Below are 20,636 nucleotides of genomic sequence, written 5' to 3'. Positions count from 1 at the left end.
CTTAGTCTTCCTGTCTTGTTTGTTGTAAAAATGCCACTGCATCGTCCAATGAACGGGTACGGCGCATCGGTGGCAGACTTTTTAAAAATACACTGCCATAGGGCCGGGTTACTAACCGGTTATCGCAAATGACCAGCACCCCCCGGTCGGTGACATCCCGGATAAGCCGGCCCACGCCCTGCTTTAAGGTAATGACCGCCTGCGGCAACTGTACTGTGCTGAAAGGATCAAGACCACCACGCTGACAGTCTTCGCTGCGCGCCTGCAGCAAGGGATCGTCCGGCGAAGCAAATGGCAGTTTATCAATAATAACGCAGCTTAGTGTGTCACCACGCACATCAACGCCCTCCCAGAAGCTGCCGGTGCCCAGTAACACGGCATTATCCAGCGTGACGAACTGTTCCAGCAACAGGCGTTTGCCAGTCGTGCCCTGGACCAGCACCGGCTGACTGATTTGCTCTGGCAGCGCATTGGCCATCCACTGCAGCATACGATGGCTGGTAAATAAAAAGAAACAGCGACCGTTATTTGCTTTAATCAGCTTCACTGCCAGCGCTAATAGTGCTGGCGCCATTTGCTGCTGATGAGGTTCAGGCAGGTAGCGTGGCAGACATAACATTGCCTGGCGGGCGTAATCGAAAGGGCTTTGCAGCAATAGTGTTTTTGCCTCATCCAGCCCCATCTGGGCGGTGTAATGACTGAAACCTTCGTTAACCGACAAGGTGGCAGAGGTGAAAATCCAGCTTCGCGATTCAGCAGCCACTATCGCTTTGAAGCGCTTCGCAATGCTCAGCGGCGTTAAATGTAAATTAACGTGTAACCGACTGGTTTCATACCATAGACTTACCCCGGTCTGGTTTAAATCCTGCATTTTCAGCAAGCGTTTTTTCAGCTGAGCCAGCCTCTCAAATACGCTGTCAACGGTATCGCTGCGTCCCAGACTGTTTTTTAATACCTGGTACAGCATATCAATAGCATCATTGACCCGGGTAAGAGCAGTCTGCATCGGCGCCTGGCTTGCCAGATCGCGCCAGTTACCCCGCGCGGGTTCAGCCGCAAACTGCAGACGCCAGTCACGAACCAGACTGGCGAGCTTTTCCGCAACTTTGACTAACTGAGGATGATCCCTCAGCTCTGTCTTACAGGCCAGTTCTAAATCACGGCATAAATCCAGCAGTAAACGGCTGGATACCTGCTCACCAAAATATTCGCTGGCAATATCAGGTAACTGATGGGCTTCATCGAAAATAATCACATCCATCTGCGGCAGAAGCTCACCAAAGCCGGTATCTTTTAATGCCAGGTCTGCAAAAAATAAATGATGATTTACCACAACTAAATCAGCAGCCTGCGCATTTTTCCGGGCTTTAAGTAAGTGACAGTCTTCATACACCGGACAGTCTTTACCCAGACAGTTATCCGTCGTACTGGTTACATAAGGCAATGCTTTGGAATCTTCTTTGATATAAGTCAGCTCACCAATATCACCTGACTGAGTTTCAGCGGACCACTTTTTAATCAGGGTTAAATCCTGGATCAGTTGCTCATCCTGAACCGGCACATGATTGTAATGTTGCTCCAGCCGGAACAGACACAGGTAATTAGCCCGCCCTTTTAACAGTGCCGTGTGCAGCGGACTGGCCAGTGCCTGCTGCACTCTTGGCAAGTCGCGCAGGAATAGTTGTTCCTGCAGATTTTTGGTGCCGGTGGACAAAATCACCTTTTTACCGGCCAGTAACGCCGGCACCAGATAAGCATAGGTTTTACCGGTGCCGGTTCCAGCCTCGACGACCAGTGCGCTGTTATCACTAATTGCGCTGGCAACCGCTTCAGCCATTTCCAGCTGGGCCTGACGCGGATTAAAACCGGAAATATGGCTGGCCAGTTTGCCATTTTGCGCAAAAGCCGTCAGCACTTGTCTGGCAAGATTGCTACTCATGCTTTAGCGGGTTCAGACTGAGAGATAAGCGTGTCACAACATTACCTGCTGATTAAAAGAGCGCTATTATGCCTTTATCAGCAGAAAAATTCAGACAAAAATATCCAGGTGGCCATCTTTATCGACATGCTGGTCTTCTTCCGGAGTAGTGTAAGGTGGTTCTGGATATTGCTCATTGCGCCTGTTCTTGGTGGATACAGGCTGGCGCAGAATCAGAAACTTCTGCTCATTTTGTTTTATCGGGCTTAATCTGGCTTCTTTAAATACCGGAACCACCTGTTTTGGATCAGGCTCTACCGGCGTGCCTGGCACCCGCGGTATAAATGGCATAAATGCGTCCATTACAATCCCCTGTTTGGCTGACTACCTGGTTATCGGCGTTGAACTGAAAAACTTAAACACCGGCACGCATTGACTATACAACTAGACCACATTTTAGCCATTAAATTCTACTAACGAGACAGGACAGAAAAAAATAAATACAGTCAAAACCACCAGTTAAATTAATAATCTTTAATTAATCATGCACTTAAAAAGCACACCCTGAAAAGTTATTGCAAGCGACACCCTTGCACTTTTACTCTTTCAACGGTAACTTGTATAGCAATTAACCAGAGAGATGCGGTCTATGTTTAACGTTACTACCCTGCACCATCATCACAGGCACTAGCCGTCCGGTATTCCGGAGGGCTGAAGTCTGGCGCTCTGGTGGTAACGACTTAAAAACCCCGAGCCCAGGCCCGGGGTTTTTGTTTATTGTATTTATCTTTATCAGTTATCGTCATGGAGACCATTATGAGTCCGGCAACAGAAAGTAAACGCTTACGTATTGCAATGCAGAAGTCAGGTCGGTTATCCGTTGATTCCCAGGCTCTTCTTACCAGCTGCGGCCTAAAAATCAATTTACGTGAGCAGCGGCTGATTGCCCATGTTGAGAATATGGACATCGATATTCTGCGGGTACGCGACGATGACATTCCGGGTTTGGTGATGGATGGCGTCTGCGATCTGGGTATTGTCGGTGAAAATGTGCTGGAGGAAGAGTCGTTACAGCGGCAACTGGATAATGACAGTTACGATTACACGGTACTCAAGCGACTGGATTTCGGCGGTTGCCGGTTATCGATTGCTGTGCCACAGGAAGACGAATATCAGGGCCCGGCAACATTAGAGGGCAAAACTATCGCCACCACCTACCCTCGCTTACTGGGCCGCTATTTAAAGCAACAAGGCGTCACTGCCCGGATAGTGACTTTAAAAGGGTCGGTTGAAGTGGCGCCACGAGCGGGGCTTGCAGATGCCATCTGTGATTTGGTATCAACCGGTGCCACCCTCGAGGCCAACGGTTTAAAAGAAGTGGATGTGATTTACCGCAGTAAAGCGGTGCTTATTCAACGCAAAGCGTTAACTGATACCAAGCAGCTTAAACTGATAAACAAGCTGATGCCCCGGATTAATGGCGTAATGCAGGCGAATGAAAGTAAATACATCATGCTGCATGCGCCACGCGCAAAGCTGGAGCAGGTGATCGCACTACTGCCTGGTGCTGAAAACCCAACCATGCTGCCGCTGGCAGGCAATGACAATATGGTCGCCATTCACGTGGTCAGCAGTGAAACCTTGTTCTGGGAGACGATGGAGCAGTTAAAGGCGCTGGGTGCCAGCTCGATCTTAGTGCTGCCAATTGAAAAAATGATGGAGTAACCATGGCGACAACCTCGGCAACCCTGTTCAACTGGCCACAGCTGAATGCTGCCCAGCAGCGTGCGGCGTTAGCCCGGCCTGAACTGGCTGACACAGCAGACTTATCCGGACAGGTAACAAATATTATCAGCGCCGTGAAACAGCGGGGTGACAGCGCATTACGTGAGTACAGTCAGCAATTTGATGGCTTGTCCTACAATCCGCTGCGACTTAGCGACAGCAAAAAAGCCAGTATTCTGGCTACATTGTTGCCTGCCCGTAAAGCTGCAATTGAGCTTGCTTATGACAATATTCGTAAGTTCCATGCAGCCCAGCTGCCCCGTGATATCGAGGTGGAAACCAGCCAGGGTGTTAGCTGTCAGTTAAAACACCGGCCAATAAGCGCTGTAGGCCTTTATATTCCGGGTGGCAGCGCTCCGTTACCGTCTACAGTACTGATGTTAGGTGTGCCGGCCCAGCTTGCCGGGTGCCCGCGTCCGGTATTGGTAACGCCACCCGGCAAACCAGCTGCAGAGGATATTGCGCCGGAAATCCTGTATGCCGCTGAGCTTTGCGGGATCAGCGAGATTTATACTATCGGTGGCGCCCAGGCGATTGCTGCCCTGGCCTATGGCACCGAGACCATTGCTAAAGTTGATAAAATATTCGGCCCGGGTAACCGGTACGTCACAGAAGCCAAGCAACAGGTCAGCCAGGATCCGCAGGGCGCTATAATTGACATGCCTGCCGGCCCGTCTGAGGTATTAGTGCTGGCGGACGATAGCGCCAATCCGGCTTTTGTTGCTGCCGATTTACTGTCACAGGCTGAACATGGTCCTGACTCCCAGGTTATTTTAGTCAGTGACAGTGCCGCGCTTATTAATGCTGTGCAAATCGAAGTAGCCAGCCAGCTGGCTGAATTACCGCGCCAGGCTATCGCCCGGACCGCGCTGAGCCATAGCCGGTATATTTTAACCACTGATCTGGCAGAGGCTGTTGATGTTACCAATGCCTATGCCCCGGAGCATTTAATTGTACAAACGGCGGTTGACGAGCAGTTAATTGACCAGTTTCACAGTGCGGCCAGTATCTTTGTTGGCCAGTGGACACCAGAGTCAGCCGGCGACTATGCCAGCGGTACCAATCATGTGCTACCGACTTACGGCTACAGTAAAACGGTATCAAGTTTATCATTAACTGACTTTTATCGTCGTTATACGGTGCAAACATTATCTGCCACAGGCATGCATAATATCGGCCCGGCGATTGTCACGCTGGCAGAGGCAGAGAGTCTGGATGCCCATGCCAATGCCGTGCGGCTGCGCCTGGCAGCATTAACCAATTTTTGATAAGGGCTGAGCAAAGCATGTCTGATATAACCTCTTCTGGCATTAATTATATGGCCAGACAAATTGTGAAAGAATTGGTGCCCTACGCCTCTGCCCGCAGCAGCATGAGTGGTGGCGCCGTCTGGCTTAATGCCAACGAAAATGCACTGGCGCCAGCCTATCAGCTTAACGGCACTTTTAACCGCTATCCGTCATGTCAGCCCAAAGCAGTCATTGACGCCTACGCAGCTTACGCCGGCGTAGCGCCAGGACAGGTATTGGTCAGCCGGGGGGCAGATGAAGGCATTGAGTTACTGATCCGCAGCTTTTGCGAACCAAAAACTGACAGTATTACCATCTGCCCACCCACTTATGGCATGTATGCAATAAGTGCCGAAAGTAACCAGATTGCTGTGAACCGGATACTGCTGCTTAATACTGAACAACTGGATCTTGACGGCATTTTTGCGACAGAGCCAAAACTGATATTTATCTGCAGTCCGAATAATCCCACCGGTGATCTGATTCCACGCCAGCAGATTATCGCGGTGCTGGAGCATTTCAAAGACAAAGCACTGGTTGTCGTAGACGAAGCCTATATTGAGTTTGCCCCTGAAGCATCAGTAGTGCCACTGCTGTGTCACTACCCGCATTTAGTGGTGCTGCGCACGCTGTCCAAAGCCTTTGGCCTGGCCGGGCTGCGCTGTGGCTTTACCCTGGCTGCACCAGATATTATTAATGCGCTGAAAAAAATGATCGCACCCTATCCCATCGCCGAACCGGTGGCCCAGATTGCTGCTCAGGCTTTGTCTGCCTCAGGCATAGCGCAAATGCAGCAAAGTGTTGCCAGCATTAACCAGTTACGAAACGACTTTATTACGGCGGCGGCGCAGTGGCCGGGCGTACAGAAAATCTGGCCAAGCAACGCTAATTACGTCCTGCTGCAGGTGACTGATGCCGCCAACTGTGTCGCAGCCCTGATACAAGACGATATATTGATCCGCAATCAGTCAAGTCAGCAGGGGCTATCAGAGGTGGTACGAGTGTCTGTTGGCAGCCCTGCAGAAATGCAGCGCCTGATAACAACCATGCAACAGTATTTTTCAACTGCAATGCCTGACTATAAAAATCAACAGAAGAGAGAATGCTCATGAGTGGCCAGCCTATTTTATTTATTGACCGCGACGGCACCATGGTGGAAGAACCCCCGGTAGACAAACAGCTTGATAGCCTGGAAAAACTGGCTTATGAACCGGGTCTGGTTCCTGCCCTGCTGAAATTGCAGGCTGCCGGTTACCGTCTGGTGATGGTAACGAATCAGGATGGCCTGGGAACCAGCAGCTTCCCGCGCGACACCTTTGATGCGCCGCACGACAAGATAATGCAGCTGTTAACCTCGCAAGGCATTCAGTTTGATGATGTATTGATTTGTCCGCACTTTGAAAAAGACAACTGCAGTTGCCGCAAGCCGAAGCTGGGGCTGGTAAAAGATTACCTGCAGCAGGGGAAAATCGACTTTACCAATTCATTTGTAATTGGTGATCGGCAAACCGATGTGCAACTTGCCGACAATATGGGCTTGCCCTCATTTTTGTATAACCGCGAAACCCTGGGCTGGAGCGAAATCAGCAAGCAACTGTTAAGTAAGGGCCGCCAGGCCACCGTGCGCCGGACAACCCGCGAAACCGATATTGAAATCACGGTTGATCTGGATAGCAGTGGCAACAACAGCTTTAATACCGGCGTCGGCTTTTTTGACCATATGCTGGAGCAAATTGCCACCCACGGCGGCTTTTCACTGCAGGTAAAAGTTGCCGGCGATCTGCATATTGATGATCACCACAGTGTCGAAGATACCGCACTGGCGCTGGGTCAGGCCCTTAAACAGGCGCTTGGCAATAAGCGTGGTATTAACCGCTTTGGTTTTGTGCTGCCAATGGATGAGTGCCGTGCTGAGTGTGTGCTGGATCTGTCCGGCCGGCCATTGTTTAAATTCGATGCCAACTTAGGCGAAGGCAGCGTCGGTGGTCTTAATCTGGAAATGGTGCCGCACTTTTTCCGCTCACTGAGCGATGCGATGCTGATCACCCTGCATTTATCGATTACTGACGGTAATAAACACCATATGGTAGAAGGCCTGTTTAAAGCCTTTGGCAGGGCGTTACGTCAGGCTATTACTATCTCTGGCGAAGCGTTGCCAAGCTCCAAAGGAGTACTGTAATGCAGTTGGTGATTGTTGATACCGGCTGCGCCAATATCAGCTCGGTTTATTTTGCTTTTAAACGGCTTGCGGTTGAGGCAACGATCAGCCGTGATGCAGCCGTCATTAAAGCCGCCGATAAAGTGGTATTGCCGGGTGTCGGCACTGCCCACAACGCCATGGCGCAACTGCAGCATGGTGATCTTATCGAAACCTTACGGGGCTTAGAGCAACCACTGCTGGGAATTTGCTTAGGTATGCAAATGTTAACCAGCCACAGTATGGAAGGCGACGTGCCGTGTTTAAACCTCATCCCGGGACGGGTACTGCCGATGGAGAGTGCCGGATTACGCTTACCGCATATGGGCTGGAATACCCTGCATAATATCAGCAGTCACCCACTGCTGAAGGGGTTTACCCGCAGTGATTATCTGTATTTTGTTCATAGCTTTGCGGTCGCGCCGGGTGAGCATGCGCTGGCACTGTGTCATTACGGTAGCGATTTTGCCGCAGTTATTGGTAAAGATAACGTCGCAGGCGCGCAGTTTCACCCGGAGCGTTCCGGCAAAACCGGCGCCCGCTTATTACAGAATTTCCTGGAGTGGCAATTGTGATTATCCCGGCAATAGATTTAATAGACGGTACTGTCGTGCGCCTGTATCAGGGCCGTTACGACGCGACCACTGAATACCAGTTCAGCCCACTGAACTTACGCAACCAGTATGCACAGGATGGCAGTGACTGGCTGCATATTGTCGACTTATCCGGTGCTAAAGATGCCAGCAAACGACAGCTGACACTGCTCAAGGAATTGATGACCGCATCACCGCTGCATATTCAGGTAGGCGGCGGGGTGCGCTCCGAGCAGGATGTCATTGATTTACTTGATGCCGGTGCCGGCCGGGTAGTCATTGGCAGCCTGGCTATTCGTCAGCCACAGCTGGTGCAGGGCTGGATTCGCAACTACGGTGGCGAGCAGATTGTACTGGCACTGGATGTGGCGATTAACGACAAAGGACAGAAAACCCTGCCCTCCCATGGCTGGATTGCGCAATCTGATATTACCTTAGAGCAGGTACTGGATGATTACATCGCCGCTGGCGCAAAGCATGTGCTGTGCACCGATATCAGCCGTGATGGTACCTTAAGTGGCTCCAACGTCGCGTTATACCGCGAGCTGACCGCGCATTACCCGCAAATTCAGTGGCAGGCGTCCGGCGGTATTGGTTCGCTGGCCGATATTAACGCATTAACCGATAGTGGCGTGGCTGGCGTGATCCTCGGTCGCGCGTTACTGGAAGGCAAGTTTACCCTGAAGGAGGCCATTGCATGCTGGCAAAACGGTTAATTCCCTGTTTAGATGTGCGCGATGGCAAGGTGGTGAAAGGCGTTCAGTTCCGGAACCACGAAATCATCGGCGATATTGTCCCGTTAGCCCAGCGCTACGCCGAAGCCGGCGCTGATGAGCTGGTGTTTTACGACATTACTGCCTCAAGCGATGGCCGGGTGGTGGATAAAAGCTGGGTGCGACGGATTGCTGAGGTGATTGATATCCCGTTTTGTGTTGCCGGTGGCATCAAAAGTGTGGTCGATGCCGGCAAAATTCTGGAAATGGGCGCTGACAAGGTCTCTGTTAACAGCCCTGCCCTGGCCCGGCCTGAGCTGATTAGTGAACTTAATCATGTTTTTGGCCAGCAGTGTGTGGTCATCGGCATCGACAGCTTTTTTGATGTCGCTTCCGGCCAGTATCAGGTTTACCAGTTTACCGGGGATGAGAGCCGCACTCAGAAAACCCGCTGGCTGACCCGCGACTGGGTGGCAGAGGTGCAGGCTCGGGGCGCCGGGGAAATTGTGCTAAATTGCATGAATCAGGACGGGGTGCGCCAGGGTTATGATATCGCTCAGTTAAAAAGCATTCGTGATATCTGCAAGGTGCCATTAATTGCCAGTGGCGGTGCCGGTACTATGGAACATTTTACTCAGGTGTTTCAGCAAGCTGATGTCGACGGCGCCCTGGCGGCCAGTGTTTTTCACAAAGCAATTATTGAGATTGCGGCATTAAAAGCCAAGTTGATTGCCGATGGCATCAGTATCCGGCCTTAGGGAAAGTATATGAACAACAATAATCTTCAGGCATTGAGCTGGCCAGAAAACCAGTTACTGCCTGCGATAGTGCAACACGCCATCTCCGGTAAAGTGCTGATGCAGGGCTATATGAACCCGCAAGCACTTGAACATACCCTGCAAAGCGGCCAGGTGACCTTTTTCAGTCGCAGCAAACAGCGACTCTGGACCAAAGGCGAAAGTTCCGGCAATACCCTGCAACTGGTCAGCATTGCCAGTGATTGCGATGCCGACAGTATTTTAGTGCTGGCTCAGCCTAACGGGCCCACCTGCCATGTTGGCACTGAAACCTGCTGGCATGACAATAAAGCAAACAGCCCGCAGCTGAGCTTTTTGTATGATTTAGAGCAGGTTATTCAAAGCCGCGAAGGCGCGGATCCGGCCAGCAGCTACACGGCCAGCCTGTTTGCTAAAGGCGTAAAACGAATCGCCCAGAAAGTCGGCGAAGAAGGCGTGGAATCGGCACTGGCGGCAATGGCCGGTGACCGGGAAGAACTGGCTAATGAAGCGGCCGATTTAATCTTTCATCTGCTGGTATTGTTGCGCAGTCAGCAACTGGAATTGAACGACGTAATAAAAGTATTACAACAGCGCCATAAATAACTTTCAAAAATCATAAAAAAGCACAATAGCGCCAACAGGCGCTATTGTGCTGTCCGGCTAGTCTATTGCCATCCAGTGCTGCACCGCCGAAGCCAGTTCATCAGGATGAAACTTGGCAATAAACTGATCAGCACCAACTTTTTTCACCATCGCTTCATTAAATACCCCGCTGAGCGATGAATGCAGCACGATATGAATATTTTTCAGATGCTCATGTGCTTTTACTGCTGCCGTCAGGGTATATCCGTCCATTTCAGGCATTTCGATATCAGAAATCAGCAGCGGCACCTGGTCTGAAATGTCACCGCCAAGCTCCTCTGCTTTGGCTTTAAGCCAGTTCAGCGCCAAACGACCATCGTTAACCAGCTCGACGTTAATGCCAATTGAACTGAGCGCCCTTTTCACCTGATTTCGCGCTACTGCTGAGTCATCAGCAACCAGAACTGTCAGTTGGGATAAGTCACGCTCTGACTTACGCTGCTTAATCTGTTCACTGACCTCTTCATCGGGAGGAGAAATTTCAGCGAACACCTTTTCCACATCTAAAATCTGCACCAGCTTATCGTCCAACTGGGTCACTGCTGTCAGATAATGACTGCGCCCGGCGCCTTTCGGTGGTGGTAGAATTTGCTCCCAGTTGATATTAACAATCCGGTCAATTCCCCCCACCAAAAACCCCTGGGTGGTGCGGTTATATTCTGTTACCAGGATATAAGCTTTTGATAAGTCTTCAATCGCTTTACCGCCAGTGGCCTTACTTAAATCAATAACGGTGACCGGCGTACCCCGTAAATGAGCGATACCACGAACATGAGCATTGGCGCCCGGCATGTCGGTCAGTTGCGGACACTGAATAACTTCCCGCACCTTAAACACGTTAATGCCGTAGGGTTGTTGCCCGGTTAAGCGAAAAATCAGTAATTCTAACCGGTTCTGACCAACAATATTCGTTCTCTGGTCAACCGAACTCATTAATGAACTCATGGCGCTTCCTCACTGCAACCTGGGTTGCGTTAAAATCAGGTCTCAAATTTTGAGCTGACGGTGACCAGCGATTCTGACAAAACTCTCAAATCGTCTGATATACCATGCACACTCAACTGCAAGCTTTTAGTCTGGGCGAACGATCCTATCATCTTAGCGGTATTACTGGCGATTTGCTCGGCTACCATGGTTTGCTGTTCAGTGGCAGCAGCAATCTGCGCGTTTAACATGCTGATTTGCTGTACTTCCTGATTAATTTGTTCAATCGAGCTACCAGCATCGGCCGCCAGACGGGCTGAATGTTCAGCGTTGCTCACCGCCTGCCCCATAATATTGACTGCACCACTGACATTATCGTTCAGTTGTCGCAAAACTTCCTGCACCATAGTGACCGATTTTGCTGTTTTTGACGATAAGTTTCGCACCTCATCAGCCACCACTGAGAACCCCCGGCCATGTTCACCCGCTCTGGCCGCCTCAATAGCCGCATTCAATGCCAGTAAGTTGGTTTGATCAGCAATATCATTAATGCTTTTCAGAATGTCAGTGACGTTTTTGGTTTTCTCTGCCAGCTCAGTAATAACATCCTGCGCATGTTTAATCTCGTCAGATAAACCCTGTGAGTATTTCACAGCATGGCTGGTTTTGTCCAAGCCCAGTTTCGCCAGCTCATTGGCTTTGCCAGCCCCGGTAGCGGCATCATTGGCTGACTGACTGATATCCTGCACTGATAACTGCATTTCTCCCATACTGTGGCTAACCGTTTCAGAATTGTCTGATTGCTCCAGAGTCATTTTTTCCAGGCTGTTCATGCCTGACGCCAGATCTTTCGCACTTCGGTTTAGTGGCTCTATCGTTTTCGCCAGATCATTAAACGAGGTCTGCAGCATCTGAATAAACAGGTTAAACTGCTTAGCCACGACCCCGAGCTCATCATTCCCGGTTACCGGCAACCGGCTGGCAAGATTACCTTTACCGCTGGCAAGCTCTGCCAGTGATGCTCCCAGTGTCCTGGCAGAGTTACTGATCCCCCTGGCAATAACATGGCCCAAACCGGCTGTAAGTATAATAAGCACACTACCCAGCGCCAGAATGACCGTTAAAGCTAACTCCATATTACCGGACATCTGGGCAATGGCCTGAGAAAAGCGCTCATCAGCCTGCTGCTCGAACTCAGTAAAACGTCTGCTTAAATCCTCATATTGCTGGGTTTTGGTCGCGACACTTTCCTGAATGCTGGCAAAGTCGACGTCACCATCAATAAACTGCTGAGCAATGCCACCGGCTAAACTGACATAGTCAGCCACATCCTGCTGTAGATCATCCAGTAGAGATTGCTGAGCCGGGTTAAGCGTTTTCAGCCGATCCAGATTTTGCTGTAACTTGACACTGTGCTGCTTCGCGGTAGCCAGCAAATCAGGGTCGGACAACGTAACGGCCTGAGTAAAAAACTCATCAAGCGAGGTGAAACCTGAACGCACTTGTGAGGCAAGCTTTGAGGTTTCATACATGTAGTCCCGCATACTCTGGGTGGTGGCATTATTTTTGGCGGTAAAAAAAACACTGACGGCCACTACGGTGGAAAACGCAATGATCGCCAGGCCGATCACCAACCAGATTTTCATCACTATCGACATATTTTTCATAACAATACTCTTATTGCCGGCCAGCTAACTGAAGGTGTTAAACCGTTCAGTTCAGGGTAAGAACGACTTTTACTTCATCTGTCACACTGGCAGCATCGACGTAGCCAATCGCATTCGGGTTGGTTGCAACATGTTCAATCACAGCCGCCTCTGTTGCCAGTTCCGCCGGCGGTGTGCCCTTACCGGTAAACACCAGCTTCGCCCAGTGGGATTTGAGTTGTGACGATGAGCGGCCTACGCCTTTTTCGTCAAACTGAGCCCTGATTGGCGAGCTTTCAGCTAAGTTGACCGCGTTAAGATCACCGGAGCGACCGGTATAAAGCCGGGTTAAATCATCGTTGCTGACGGTTCCGGTGTAGGCAGGGTTAACAATAACTGCAATAGCTGCAGAGACTGGCAGCGCCATACCAGCCGCCATCATCAGTATCGTTATGATTAAAATTCTGCTTAACATAAAGGCTCCTTAAAATACTAAATCAACGCCAAAAGCAAATACGCCGTTTCGTTGGCCGCTTGTTTTATTATCTTCTGAACTGAATTGCGCTTTAAATGCTGCGGAAGGATGAAAGTCGTAACGTATACCAAGGTTCCAGGTGCTGGCTTCCCGCTCCTGGCTGGCTACGAGTCCCTGCACCGGCATAAGCAGTTGTGGCGGTAATACGCCAGTATAGGGCTGGTAGATGCTGACCCGTGCATCATTATTTTCGCGCTCGTATAAAACATAAGGCGTCAGGCTGTCAAAACGTTTGCCAAGCGACACATACCAGTTTTTCTGGGTTGCAACAAAACTGTCTTCAACCTCAACCCGGGTGTATTCAGCAACCGCTATCCAGTTGCTATTATCGTAAGTCAGGCCTACGCCGGTAAAATTGGAGCTTTCATCATCGATATCAAGAGCCATAACTAACGGTGTCAACCCATTTGCTCCCAGTGCCTGATAGAGGTTGCCGACAGTAAAACCCGGTGCCAGAGCAACCGGCGTGGCATCAACACTGGTTTTGCCGGTTAGATAAGCAAACCTGGCACTGAACGCATCTTTTGTCAGCTCCCAGGTAATGCCGGCAATATCGTCAACCTGAGCACTGACCTGATTACCACTGAGACTGGTTTCACCATCATAACTTCCCAGAATCAGCTGTAAGGTCGAGTCAACGCTGCCAAGCTGCGCTGTACGATAGAACGTCACGCCCTCTATCGTATCAAATCCCAGCCCATACACACCTTGCGGTACTCTTAACCAGTCGTAAGCGTAGCCGACATCCTTAAAGTCAGAATATTTATAAAAGGGGGTGCGCAGACGCCCGGCGTTAATGGTCATATTGTCACTCAGCTGATAACTGATAAAAGCCCATTCAAAGCCCACATCAAAGTCATCCCGCCCGCGCCCCAGTAACTGGGCAGTCACAGACAATCTATCGCCAAGGTCTGATTTGACCTGCAGTGCTATCAGGCTTTCATTTTTAAAATCAAGCGTATCATCGTAACCATATAGTTGCTCATCGCTGCCGGTCGTCATCCCGGCCTTAATGGACGCAAAACCATTAATTGTTGTATCTGAGTAGGCAGTGGCTGGAATAACTGCAATAGCAAGGGACAGGGCTAATAAACTTTTTCTCATCATTACCTCACTGGACTGGACTTTGGTCTGATTTTAAACGTCATCAGCATCCGATATTATTTTTACCAAACAGAAACACTTATCTGTTTTCTTTACTTAGCAAACCAAGCTTAGGCTATAACCAGAAAATAGGCATATCTGTGATTAAAATTTAACTATTACGGCAGCGGTGATAAAAAAGTCTAACATGCTGCTTTACAGCAGGTTTCAATGTTAAATAGTCGTCGCTGACAATCCGACGTGCCAAACCGGATAATCAGCTGATAATACGCCAACGGTGGCTGCCGGTGTCTTGACAAGCGCAGCGCTGGCGTCGAGTATAAGGCCGGACCGCGTATGGTGCGCTAATAATAAAAGTAAGAGCAACTATGAAAAAATCTCTGTTAATACTGGCGCTGACCAGTAGTATTGTTATAGCTGACGAGGGCATGTGGATGCCGCAGCAGCTGCCTGACATTGCCGGCGAACTCAAAGCCGCTGGTCTGGAACTGGACCCGGCTAATCTGACCAAGCTCACTGAGTTTCCTATGGCAGCCATTGTCAGCCTGGGCGGCTGCTCAGCCTCATTTATTTCACCTGATGGCTTAGTCGTGACTAACCATCACTGTATCTATAACAGCATTGCCCACAACTCTACGCCGGAAAATAACCTGCTGGCCAATGGTTTTCTGGCCTCAACCAAAGCTGATGAAGTTCCGGCCGCACCAGGCAGCCGGATATACGTGACCAAAGCGGTTGATAATGTTACTTCAAAGATTATTGATACCAAGGCAGCCGGTTTAAGCGGCAAATTGCGGATGGATGCCATCGAGGCCAACCAGAAGCAACTTATTGCTCAGTGCGAACAGGATGAGGGGCACCGGTGCCGGGTAGCCGCCTACTACGGCAGTCTGGAATATTACCTGATTAAACAGCTTGAAATTAAAGACGTCAGGCTGGTGCATGCGCCGGCAGAAGGTGTAGGCAAATTTGGCGGTGATACTGATAACTGGATGTGGCCCCGGCATACCGGCGATTACGGCTTTTTACGGGCCTATGTCAGCCCGGACGGTAAGTCTGCCGATTATCATACCGATAACGTACCTTATCAGCCGGATCATCACCTGAAACTGGCAAGCGCAGGATTACAGGAAGGTGACTTTGTTATGGCGCTGGGTTATCCGGGCCGCACCAACCGGCACCGGCTGCCGTCAGAAGTCAGTGAGACCTTTGAGTGGAGTTATCCTAATACGGTACAGCAGTTCAAAGATACCCTCGCTATTATTGACCGGGTAACCGCCACCAATAAAGATGCCGAACTGAAATATGCCAGCCGGGTGGCGGGCCTGAATAATTATATGAAAAACCGCCAGGGCATGCTGGACAGTTACGCCCAGAGCGATTTTCTCCAGCGTAAGATTACAGAGCATCAGGCGCTGACTAACTGGGTTAACAGCAGCCCGCAAAATAAGAAAGCCTACGCCAGAGACTTAGCGACTATCGATAAACTGCTGGCAGAGCAGCACAGCAAGGCCCGCGCCGAGTATGCTTTAACCAATGCCACCCCGCGCCTGCTCAGTGTTGCCCGCTCTTTATACCGGCTGGCCCAGGAGAGCACTAAACCGGATGCTGAGCGTAAAGCCGGCTACCAGCTACGGGATATTCCGCGCTTTAAAGCCTATGTCGCCGGCATGGAGCGTAACTTTGATGTGAGTGTGGAAAAAGCACTGGACTTACATAACCTGACCAAATATGTCGCCTTGCCGAAAAAACAACGCAATGCCGAGTTTGACCGGGCGCTTGGCATCAAAGGCAACATGAGCCTGAATGAATTAACGGCTCTGATTGACAGCTGGTATGCCAATACCAGTTTAACCGACCTAAACCGTCGCCAGGCACTCGTTGGCGCCAGCCTGGCCGAATTCAGCCAGAATGCCGATCCTTTTGTTATGGCAGCAGTTGCCCTGTATCAATCGGATATGAAGCAGGAAGCGGCGGAGGAAGAGCTGGCAGGTAAAATTCAACAGGCTTACGCCAGCTATATGCGCGCTAAAATTGCCTTTATGCAGGATAAACGTCAGGCGGTTTATCCTGATGCCAACAGTACCTTACGGGTAACTTATGGTAATGTTAAAGGCCGCGCGCACGGCAATGAAGATGGTAATGCCTGGGCGCCATTTACGACGCTGCGTGGTATTGTGGCCAAGGCAACCGGAGAAGGTGAATTTAATGCGCCTGCAGAGCAACTGGCAGCAATTAAAGCAAAAAATTATGGCCCCTACCTGGCGCCGAGTCTGAATTCAGTGCCGGTTAACTACCTTGCCACGCTGGATATTACCGGTGGCAACTCCGGCTCGGCAATACTTAACAGCAAAGGCGAGTTTGCTGGTCTGGCTTTTGATGGCACGCTCGATTCCATTATTTCAGACTGGGACTATAACCCGGCAAACACCCGTTCTATTCAGGTCGATTTACGCTTTATGCTATGGCAAATGCAAATGGTGGATAATGCCACAGCACTGCTGCAGGAAATCGGCGTGAAATAATTTCTGTCATTGTCGTTATGCCAATGCGGCAACGTTATTAAAAAACCTCTGCTTGCCAGAGGTTTTTTTTAACTAAACTGGCTAAGAGCTGGTGAAGTCTGCTTGTTACAACTAAAGTTAAATTATTATGACCAAACATAGTAAGTATTTGCTTAAAGAATCCAGCTTAATTCAAATGCTTGATCCGCTTAGCGCTGACTGGAATAACACACAGCGCTCTGCCTCAGACGATCCTGCCAGACAATTGGCGGCGGATATCGATTTTTCCCGTTTAAACAGCCTGTTTAACCACTTTGTCCAAGCCATGGGTATTGCGATAGCGCTGGTTAGCCTGGACGGAAAAGTACTTGCCTCTTCAAAGTGGCAACGCGCCTGTATGCAGTTTCACCGGCACCACGAAAACAGTCGTCAGCGCTGCCTGGAAAGCGATACTCAGTTAGCCAGCCAGCTCGAAAAAGGCAGCAATTATGCGCTATACAAATGTCGCAATGGCTTAACTGACTGCTCAACGCCGTTAATTATCAACCAGACGCCTGTCGCTAATTTGTTTATTGGTCAGTTCTTTGTCAGTGAACCCGATTTAGACTTTTTCGCTTTGCAGGCTGATGAGCTGGGGTTTGACAAAGAAGAGTACCTCAGTGCCATCGCAGAAGTGCCAATAGTGGCAGAAGAAAAATTACCGGCGTTACTAAACTTACTGACAGCTCTGGCCCAGCAAATTGCTGAGCTGAGTATGGCTAATCAGCGGTATATCCGCACCATCAGCTCTGTGGGTAAACAGGTTGCCGAACGGACCCAGGAACTACAACTGCAAAACCTTATTTTAAGTATGATAAGCCAGGGTGCCAGCCTGACCGATATTTTAAACTGCATGGTGCAGCAAATTGAATTATTACACCCTGAAATGCGCTGCTCGGTATTACTGCTCGATCCCAGTGGTCAGTTTTTACTGCACGGTGCCGCTCCGTCATTGCCCGAATTTTATAATAAGGCCATTGATGGCCTGCCGATTGGAATCGGTCAGGGCTCTTGCGGCACAGCAGCCTTTACCGGCGAGCCGGTGATAATAGAGGACATTAACCGCCATCCCTACTGGCAGCCTTTTCTGGAATTAACCCAGGCAGCCAATCTGGCAGCCTGCTGGTCACACCCTATCAAAAATGCCGCAGGCAAAGTACTCGGCACCTTTGGTATTTATCACAGTGAACCCTGTCAGCCGACGGCTGATCAACGTCAGAAAATAAGTCAATACAGTCATTTGGCTGAACTGGCTATTGAGCGCAGTGTGTCGGCAGAAAAAATTCGCCAGCTGGCATTTTATGATCACCTGACCGGCCTGCCGAACCGCCGGTTGCTTGAAGAGCGACTGCAACACGCTATTGTCAACAGTAAACGCAGCAAAAAATACTGTGCCTTGATGTTTATTGATTTAGATAATTTTAAGCCGGTCAATGATTTATACGGTCATAAAACCGGCGATCAGGTGCTGTGTGAAGTGGCAGAGCGGATCCGCCAAGCTGTGCGGGAAGCCGATACCGTCGCCCGTTTTGGCGGTGATGAGTTTATTGTCCTGTTGCATGACATTGCCAGCAGCAAACCAGTTTGCAGGCGACGGGCCGAGCAGGTGACACTTGCCATTGCAGCAGCCATTCAACAGCCACTGGCTACCATCCGGGACCAGCAACCAGATCACCGTTGTTACAGCAGTATTGGTCTGGTGCTGTTCAGTGGCGATGAGTTCAGCGCAGAGTTACTGCTGCGCCAGGCTGATGCGGCTATGTATCAGGCCAAACGCCAGGGTAAGGATCAGTTCTGCTGGTACCAGCGTTAACAGGCGCTTGTCAGCAGGCGCGCCGCCAGCCTGACAAAGTCTGATGACGTTAAAATACCGACAATCTTATTATCTGCATTTACCACCGGTAAACAGCCATGACGATTCGAAACAAAAAAATCTACCACTTCGTTAAGTGGCTGATCTGCCGTAACAGCTGCAAAATCAGTAACCATTAACTCGCTGACCAGCACCTGTTTTTCTTTGCGTTCCAGCGCTGCGACACCATATTGGGCCATCAGCCCCATTACTTTGGCAATCATGATTTTCTGGGTCAGCATGCCTGCCAGGCTGCCGTTGGCATCAATCACTGGTATATGCCGAATATTTTTTTCGCGCATTAAATCATGCGCATCTTTTAAGCTGTCGCTGCGCTGCACGCATAGCGGATCAGCGGTCATCAGTTCGGCAACGGTATTCATGGTCATAAAATTTACTCCTTGTCAGATTAACACCATCATCTGACATACAGGTATAGCGAATTTTTTAGCAACCTGCCTTGGCAGGTGATTATCTGTTACCGCCAGAGGCTGAAGGTTCAGTCCAGCCTGTGCCCGCAACTAACTACAACAAAAGTCAGCTGAGAAGCCTATCAGCGACGCGTAGAAGGCTTTTTTCGGACCAGAATGATCGCTATTGGCTGCAGTTACGTTAATAACAGCGACATCTTTGTCCTTAAAATTGTAACAGAAGGAAACATTATGAAAGTCTCATATTTACTTACCGGTTCGCTGTTGCTCGCTTCTTTTATGCTGACGGTGCAGGCGCACGATCATAAGAAATCTGCTGATATTGTCGATACCGCTGTCGCAGCAGGCAACTTTTCCACTCTGGTTACTGCTGTGAAGGCCGCTGATTTGGTCGACACGTTAAAAGGTGAAGGCCCATTTACCGTATTTGCGCCCAATGACGCTGCTTTTGCCAAAATCCCCGCTGCTGATCTTAACGCTTTGCTGGCCGATAAAACTGCGCTAGGCAAGGTGCTTACCTATCACGTCGTGCCTGGCAAAGTGATGGCCGCTGATGTGGTCGGTTTGGATTCCGCAACGACAGTACAGGGCCAAGACGTTGCGATTGCAGTCAAAATGGGCAAAGTCTATATCAATGGTGCTGAAGTTATTGCCACCGATATTAAAGCCAGTAATGGCGTGATTCATGTTCTGGACAGCGTTATTATGCCCAACATGTAAGCCGGCTGTTGTAACCAGTGTGCCTGGATAAGTGCGCTGGTTTTACTACTCTGAAATGGCCGGAGGGACTACGTTAGCCCCGCCGGCTGTTAATGAGCTGCCAAGCGATGCCAGAATCACCAGCAATATTGCCAGCCATTGCCACACCGTCAGTAATTCAGTCAGAAATACAAAGCCTGCCAACGCCGCTATTGCCGGCTCCATGCTCATAAATACACTGAAATTTTGAGATGTCATATGACGCAGCGCTATCATTTCAAGCGAATACGGTATGGCACTGGATAAAATACCCACCAGTAGTCCTAGCGGCAACACTTGCCAACTGACTAAGGCTATGCCCTGAGTTATCGCCCCGACCGGCACCAGCACTGCCGCGGCCACTGTCATCCCCAGCGCAACGGTAATACCTCCGGAGGCTTGCGAGCCGGTTTTTTTTCCAAACAGAATATAACCGGCCCAGCACGCACCTGCCGCTAATGCCAGAATAACCCCAAGCGGATCAAGTGCATCTGCGCCATGCATATCAGGCAATAATAATAATATGCCGGCAATCGCACAGGCTACCCAGAATAAATCCCGTTTACGCCGGGACGCCAGTAAAGCCACCGCCAGTGGCCCGGTGAACTCCAGGGCAACACCAATGCCCAGAGGGATACGGGCTATCGCCAGATAAAACAGAATGTTCATACCTCCTAAACAAAGCCCGTAAATGATAATGGCTTGCCAGTCACCTTTGTTAGGTAATGCCCGCCAGGGCCGGAATACCAGCCATAATACGATAGCGGAAAAGCCTAAGCGAAGCGCCGTTGTGCCGTCAGGACCTATAAGGGGAAAAAGCTGTTTGGCCAGCGAAGCGCCACTCTGAATGGTGATCATGGCCAGCAGCACACAAATTATTGCCAGCAGCAGGGTGTTATCAAAGGTGCGCGCCATAGCAGCCGTCCGGATTAAATGATCAGGCAGAG

19 protein-coding genes are annotated in these 20,636 nt (G+C 50.1%); 11 read left to right on the top strand and 8 right to left on the bottom strand.

The window, feature by feature from the left end:
• Position 1: 1 nt before the first annotated feature.
• Positions 2 to 1,939, bottom strand: coding sequence for an ATP-dependent DNA helicase (locus tag R3177_RS00495; RefSeq protein ID WP_318969079.1), 1,938 nt, complete (start codon positions 1,937 to 1,939; stop codon positions 2 to 4).
• 90 nt (positions 1,940 to 2,029) lie between these two features.
• Complete coding sequence (locus R3177_RS00490; RefSeq protein ID WP_318969078.1) at positions 2,030 to 2,281, bottom strand: hypothetical protein; 252 nt, start codon at positions 2,279 to 2,281, stop codon at positions 2,030 to 2,032.
• 453 nt (positions 2,282 to 2,734) lie between these two features.
• Here R3177_RS00490 and hisG point away from each other — a divergent pair, with 453 nt between their 5' ends.
• From hisG to hisIE, 8 genes are read left to right on the top strand one after another with little or no spacing between them, the layout of a single operon-like run.
• A complete protein-coding gene (gene hisG / locus R3177_RS00485; protein WP_318969077.1) occupies positions 2,735 to 3,643 on the top strand; it encodes an ATP phosphoribosyltransferase in 909 nt (302 codons plus the stop codon).
• Positions 3,644 to 3,645: 2 nt separating this feature from the next.
• Positions 3,646 to 4,971, top strand: coding sequence for a histidinol dehydrogenase (gene hisD, locus R3177_RS00480; protein WP_318969076.1), 1,326 nt, complete (start codon positions 3,646 to 3,648; stop codon positions 4,969 to 4,971).
• Between the two features lie 17 nt (positions 4,972 to 4,988).
• Positions 4,989 to 6,104 carry a histidinol-phosphate transaminase gene (gene hisC / locus R3177_RS00475; protein WP_318969075.1) on the top strand — a complete coding sequence of 372 codons (1,116 nt, stop codon included), beginning with the start codon at positions 4,989 to 4,991 and terminating at the stop codon, positions 6,102 to 6,104.
• Positions 6,101 to 7,171, top strand: a complete 1,071-nt coding sequence (gene hisB / locus R3177_RS00470; RefSeq protein WP_318969074.1) for a bifunctional histidinol-phosphatase/imidazoleglycerol-phosphate dehydratase HisB — start codon at positions 6,101 to 6,103, stop codon at positions 7,169 to 7,171. Before hisC ends, hisB begins: the two co-directional genes overlap by 4 nt.
• Positions 7,171 to 7,764 carry an imidazole glycerol phosphate synthase subunit HisH gene (hisH, locus tag R3177_RS00465; RefSeq protein ID WP_318969073.1) on the top strand — a complete coding sequence of 198 codons (594 nt, stop codon included), beginning with the start codon at positions 7,171 to 7,173 and terminating at the stop codon, positions 7,762 to 7,764. The genes hisB and hisH overlap by 1 nt, the downstream gene beginning before the upstream one ends.
• Positions 7,752 to 8,498: a 1-(5-phosphoribosyl)-5-[(5-phosphoribosylamino)methylideneamino]imidazole-4-carboxamide isomerase gene (gene hisA, locus R3177_RS00460; RefSeq protein ID WP_318969072.1), complete on the top strand. Its 747-nt coding sequence runs from the start codon at positions 7,752 to 7,754 to the stop codon at positions 8,496 to 8,498. Before hisH ends, hisA begins: the two co-directional genes overlap by 13 nt.
• Positions 8,480 to 9,253, top strand: coding sequence for an imidazole glycerol phosphate synthase subunit HisF (hisF, locus tag R3177_RS00455; RefSeq protein WP_318969071.1), 774 nt, complete (start codon positions 8,480 to 8,482; stop codon positions 9,251 to 9,253). The genes hisA and hisF overlap by 19 nt, the downstream gene beginning before the upstream one ends.
• A gap of 9 nt (positions 9,254 to 9,262) precedes the next feature.
• Positions 9,263 to 9,877 carry a bifunctional phosphoribosyl-AMP cyclohydrolase/phosphoribosyl-ATP diphosphatase HisIE gene (hisIE, locus tag R3177_RS00450; RefSeq protein ID WP_318969070.1) on the top strand — a complete coding sequence of 205 codons (615 nt, stop codon included), beginning with the start codon at positions 9,263 to 9,265 and terminating at the stop codon, positions 9,875 to 9,877.
• Between the two features lie 57 nt (positions 9,878 to 9,934).
• Here the strand turns inward: hisIE and R3177_RS00445 are convergent, their stop codons facing one another.
• The 4 genes from R3177_RS00445 to R3177_RS00430 are packed head-to-tail and all read right to left on the bottom strand — an operon-like array spanning position 9,935 to position 14,128.
• Entirely contained in the window at positions 9,935 to 10,861 is a 927-nt protein-coding gene (locus tag R3177_RS00445; RefSeq protein ID WP_318969069.1) for a chemotaxis protein, read from the bottom strand.
• 35 nt (positions 10,862 to 10,896) lie between these two features.
• Positions 10,897 to 12,507, bottom strand: a complete 1,611-nt coding sequence (locus tag R3177_RS00440; protein ID WP_318969068.1) for a methyl-accepting chemotaxis protein — start codon at positions 12,505 to 12,507, stop codon at positions 10,897 to 10,899.
• A gap of 46 nt (positions 12,508 to 12,553) precedes the next feature.
• Complete coding sequence (locus R3177_RS00435; RefSeq protein ID WP_318969067.1) at positions 12,554 to 12,961, bottom strand: phosphate ABC transporter substrate-binding protein; 408 nt, start codon at positions 12,959 to 12,961, stop codon at positions 12,554 to 12,556.
• Positions 12,962 to 12,970: 9 nt separating this feature from the next.
• A complete protein-coding gene (locus R3177_RS00430) occupies positions 12,971 to 14,128 on the bottom strand; it encodes a porin (protein WP_318969066.1) in 1,158 nt (385 codons plus the stop codon).
• 365 nt (positions 14,129 to 14,493) lie between these two features.
• Between R3177_RS00430 and R3177_RS00425 the strand changes: the two genes are divergently transcribed.
• Both R3177_RS00425 and R3177_RS00420 read left to right on the top strand, forming a co-directional pair.
• On the top strand, positions 14,494 to 16,650 hold the full coding sequence (locus tag R3177_RS00425; RefSeq protein WP_318969065.1) for a S46 family peptidase: 2,157 nt from the start codon (positions 14,494 to 14,496) through the stop codon (positions 16,648 to 16,650).
• A gap of 127 nt (positions 16,651 to 16,777) precedes the next feature.
• Positions 16,778 to 18,481 carry a diguanylate cyclase domain-containing protein gene (locus tag R3177_RS00420; protein ID WP_318969064.1) on the top strand — a complete coding sequence of 568 codons (1,704 nt, stop codon included), beginning with the start codon at positions 16,778 to 16,780 and terminating at the stop codon, positions 18,479 to 18,481.
• Here the strand turns inward: R3177_RS00420 and R3177_RS00415 are convergent.
• A complete protein-coding gene (locus R3177_RS00415) occupies positions 18,478 to 18,909 on the bottom strand; it encodes an HPP family protein (protein WP_318969063.1) in 432 nt (143 codons plus the stop codon). The genes R3177_RS00420 and R3177_RS00415 overlap by 4 nt on opposite strands.
• 273 nt (positions 18,910 to 19,182) lie before the next feature.
• Between R3177_RS00415 and R3177_RS00410 the strand changes: the two genes are divergently transcribed.
• Complete coding sequence (locus R3177_RS00410; protein ID WP_318969062.1) at positions 19,183 to 19,671, top strand: fasciclin domain-containing protein; 489 nt, start codon at positions 19,183 to 19,185, stop codon at positions 19,669 to 19,671.
• Between the two features lie 45 nt (positions 19,672 to 19,716).
• Here R3177_RS00410 and R3177_RS00405 read toward each other — a convergent pair whose 3' ends face one another.
• Positions 19,717 to 20,604 (bottom strand): DMT family transporter, encoded by an 888-nt coding sequence (locus R3177_RS00405; protein WP_318969061.1) that lies wholly within the window; start codon positions 20,602 to 20,604, stop codon positions 19,717 to 19,719.
• Positions 20,605 to 20,636: the final 32 nt, after the last annotated feature.

Origin of the sequence: Arsukibacterium sp. (assembly GCF_033722355.1) — a bacterium.
Classification (GTDB): Bacteria; Pseudomonadota; Gammaproteobacteria; order Enterobacterales; family Alteromonadaceae; genus Alishewanella.
The sequence above is the reverse complement of the archived record's forward strand: the minus strand, read 5'-3'. Positions and strand labels throughout refer to the sequence as shown.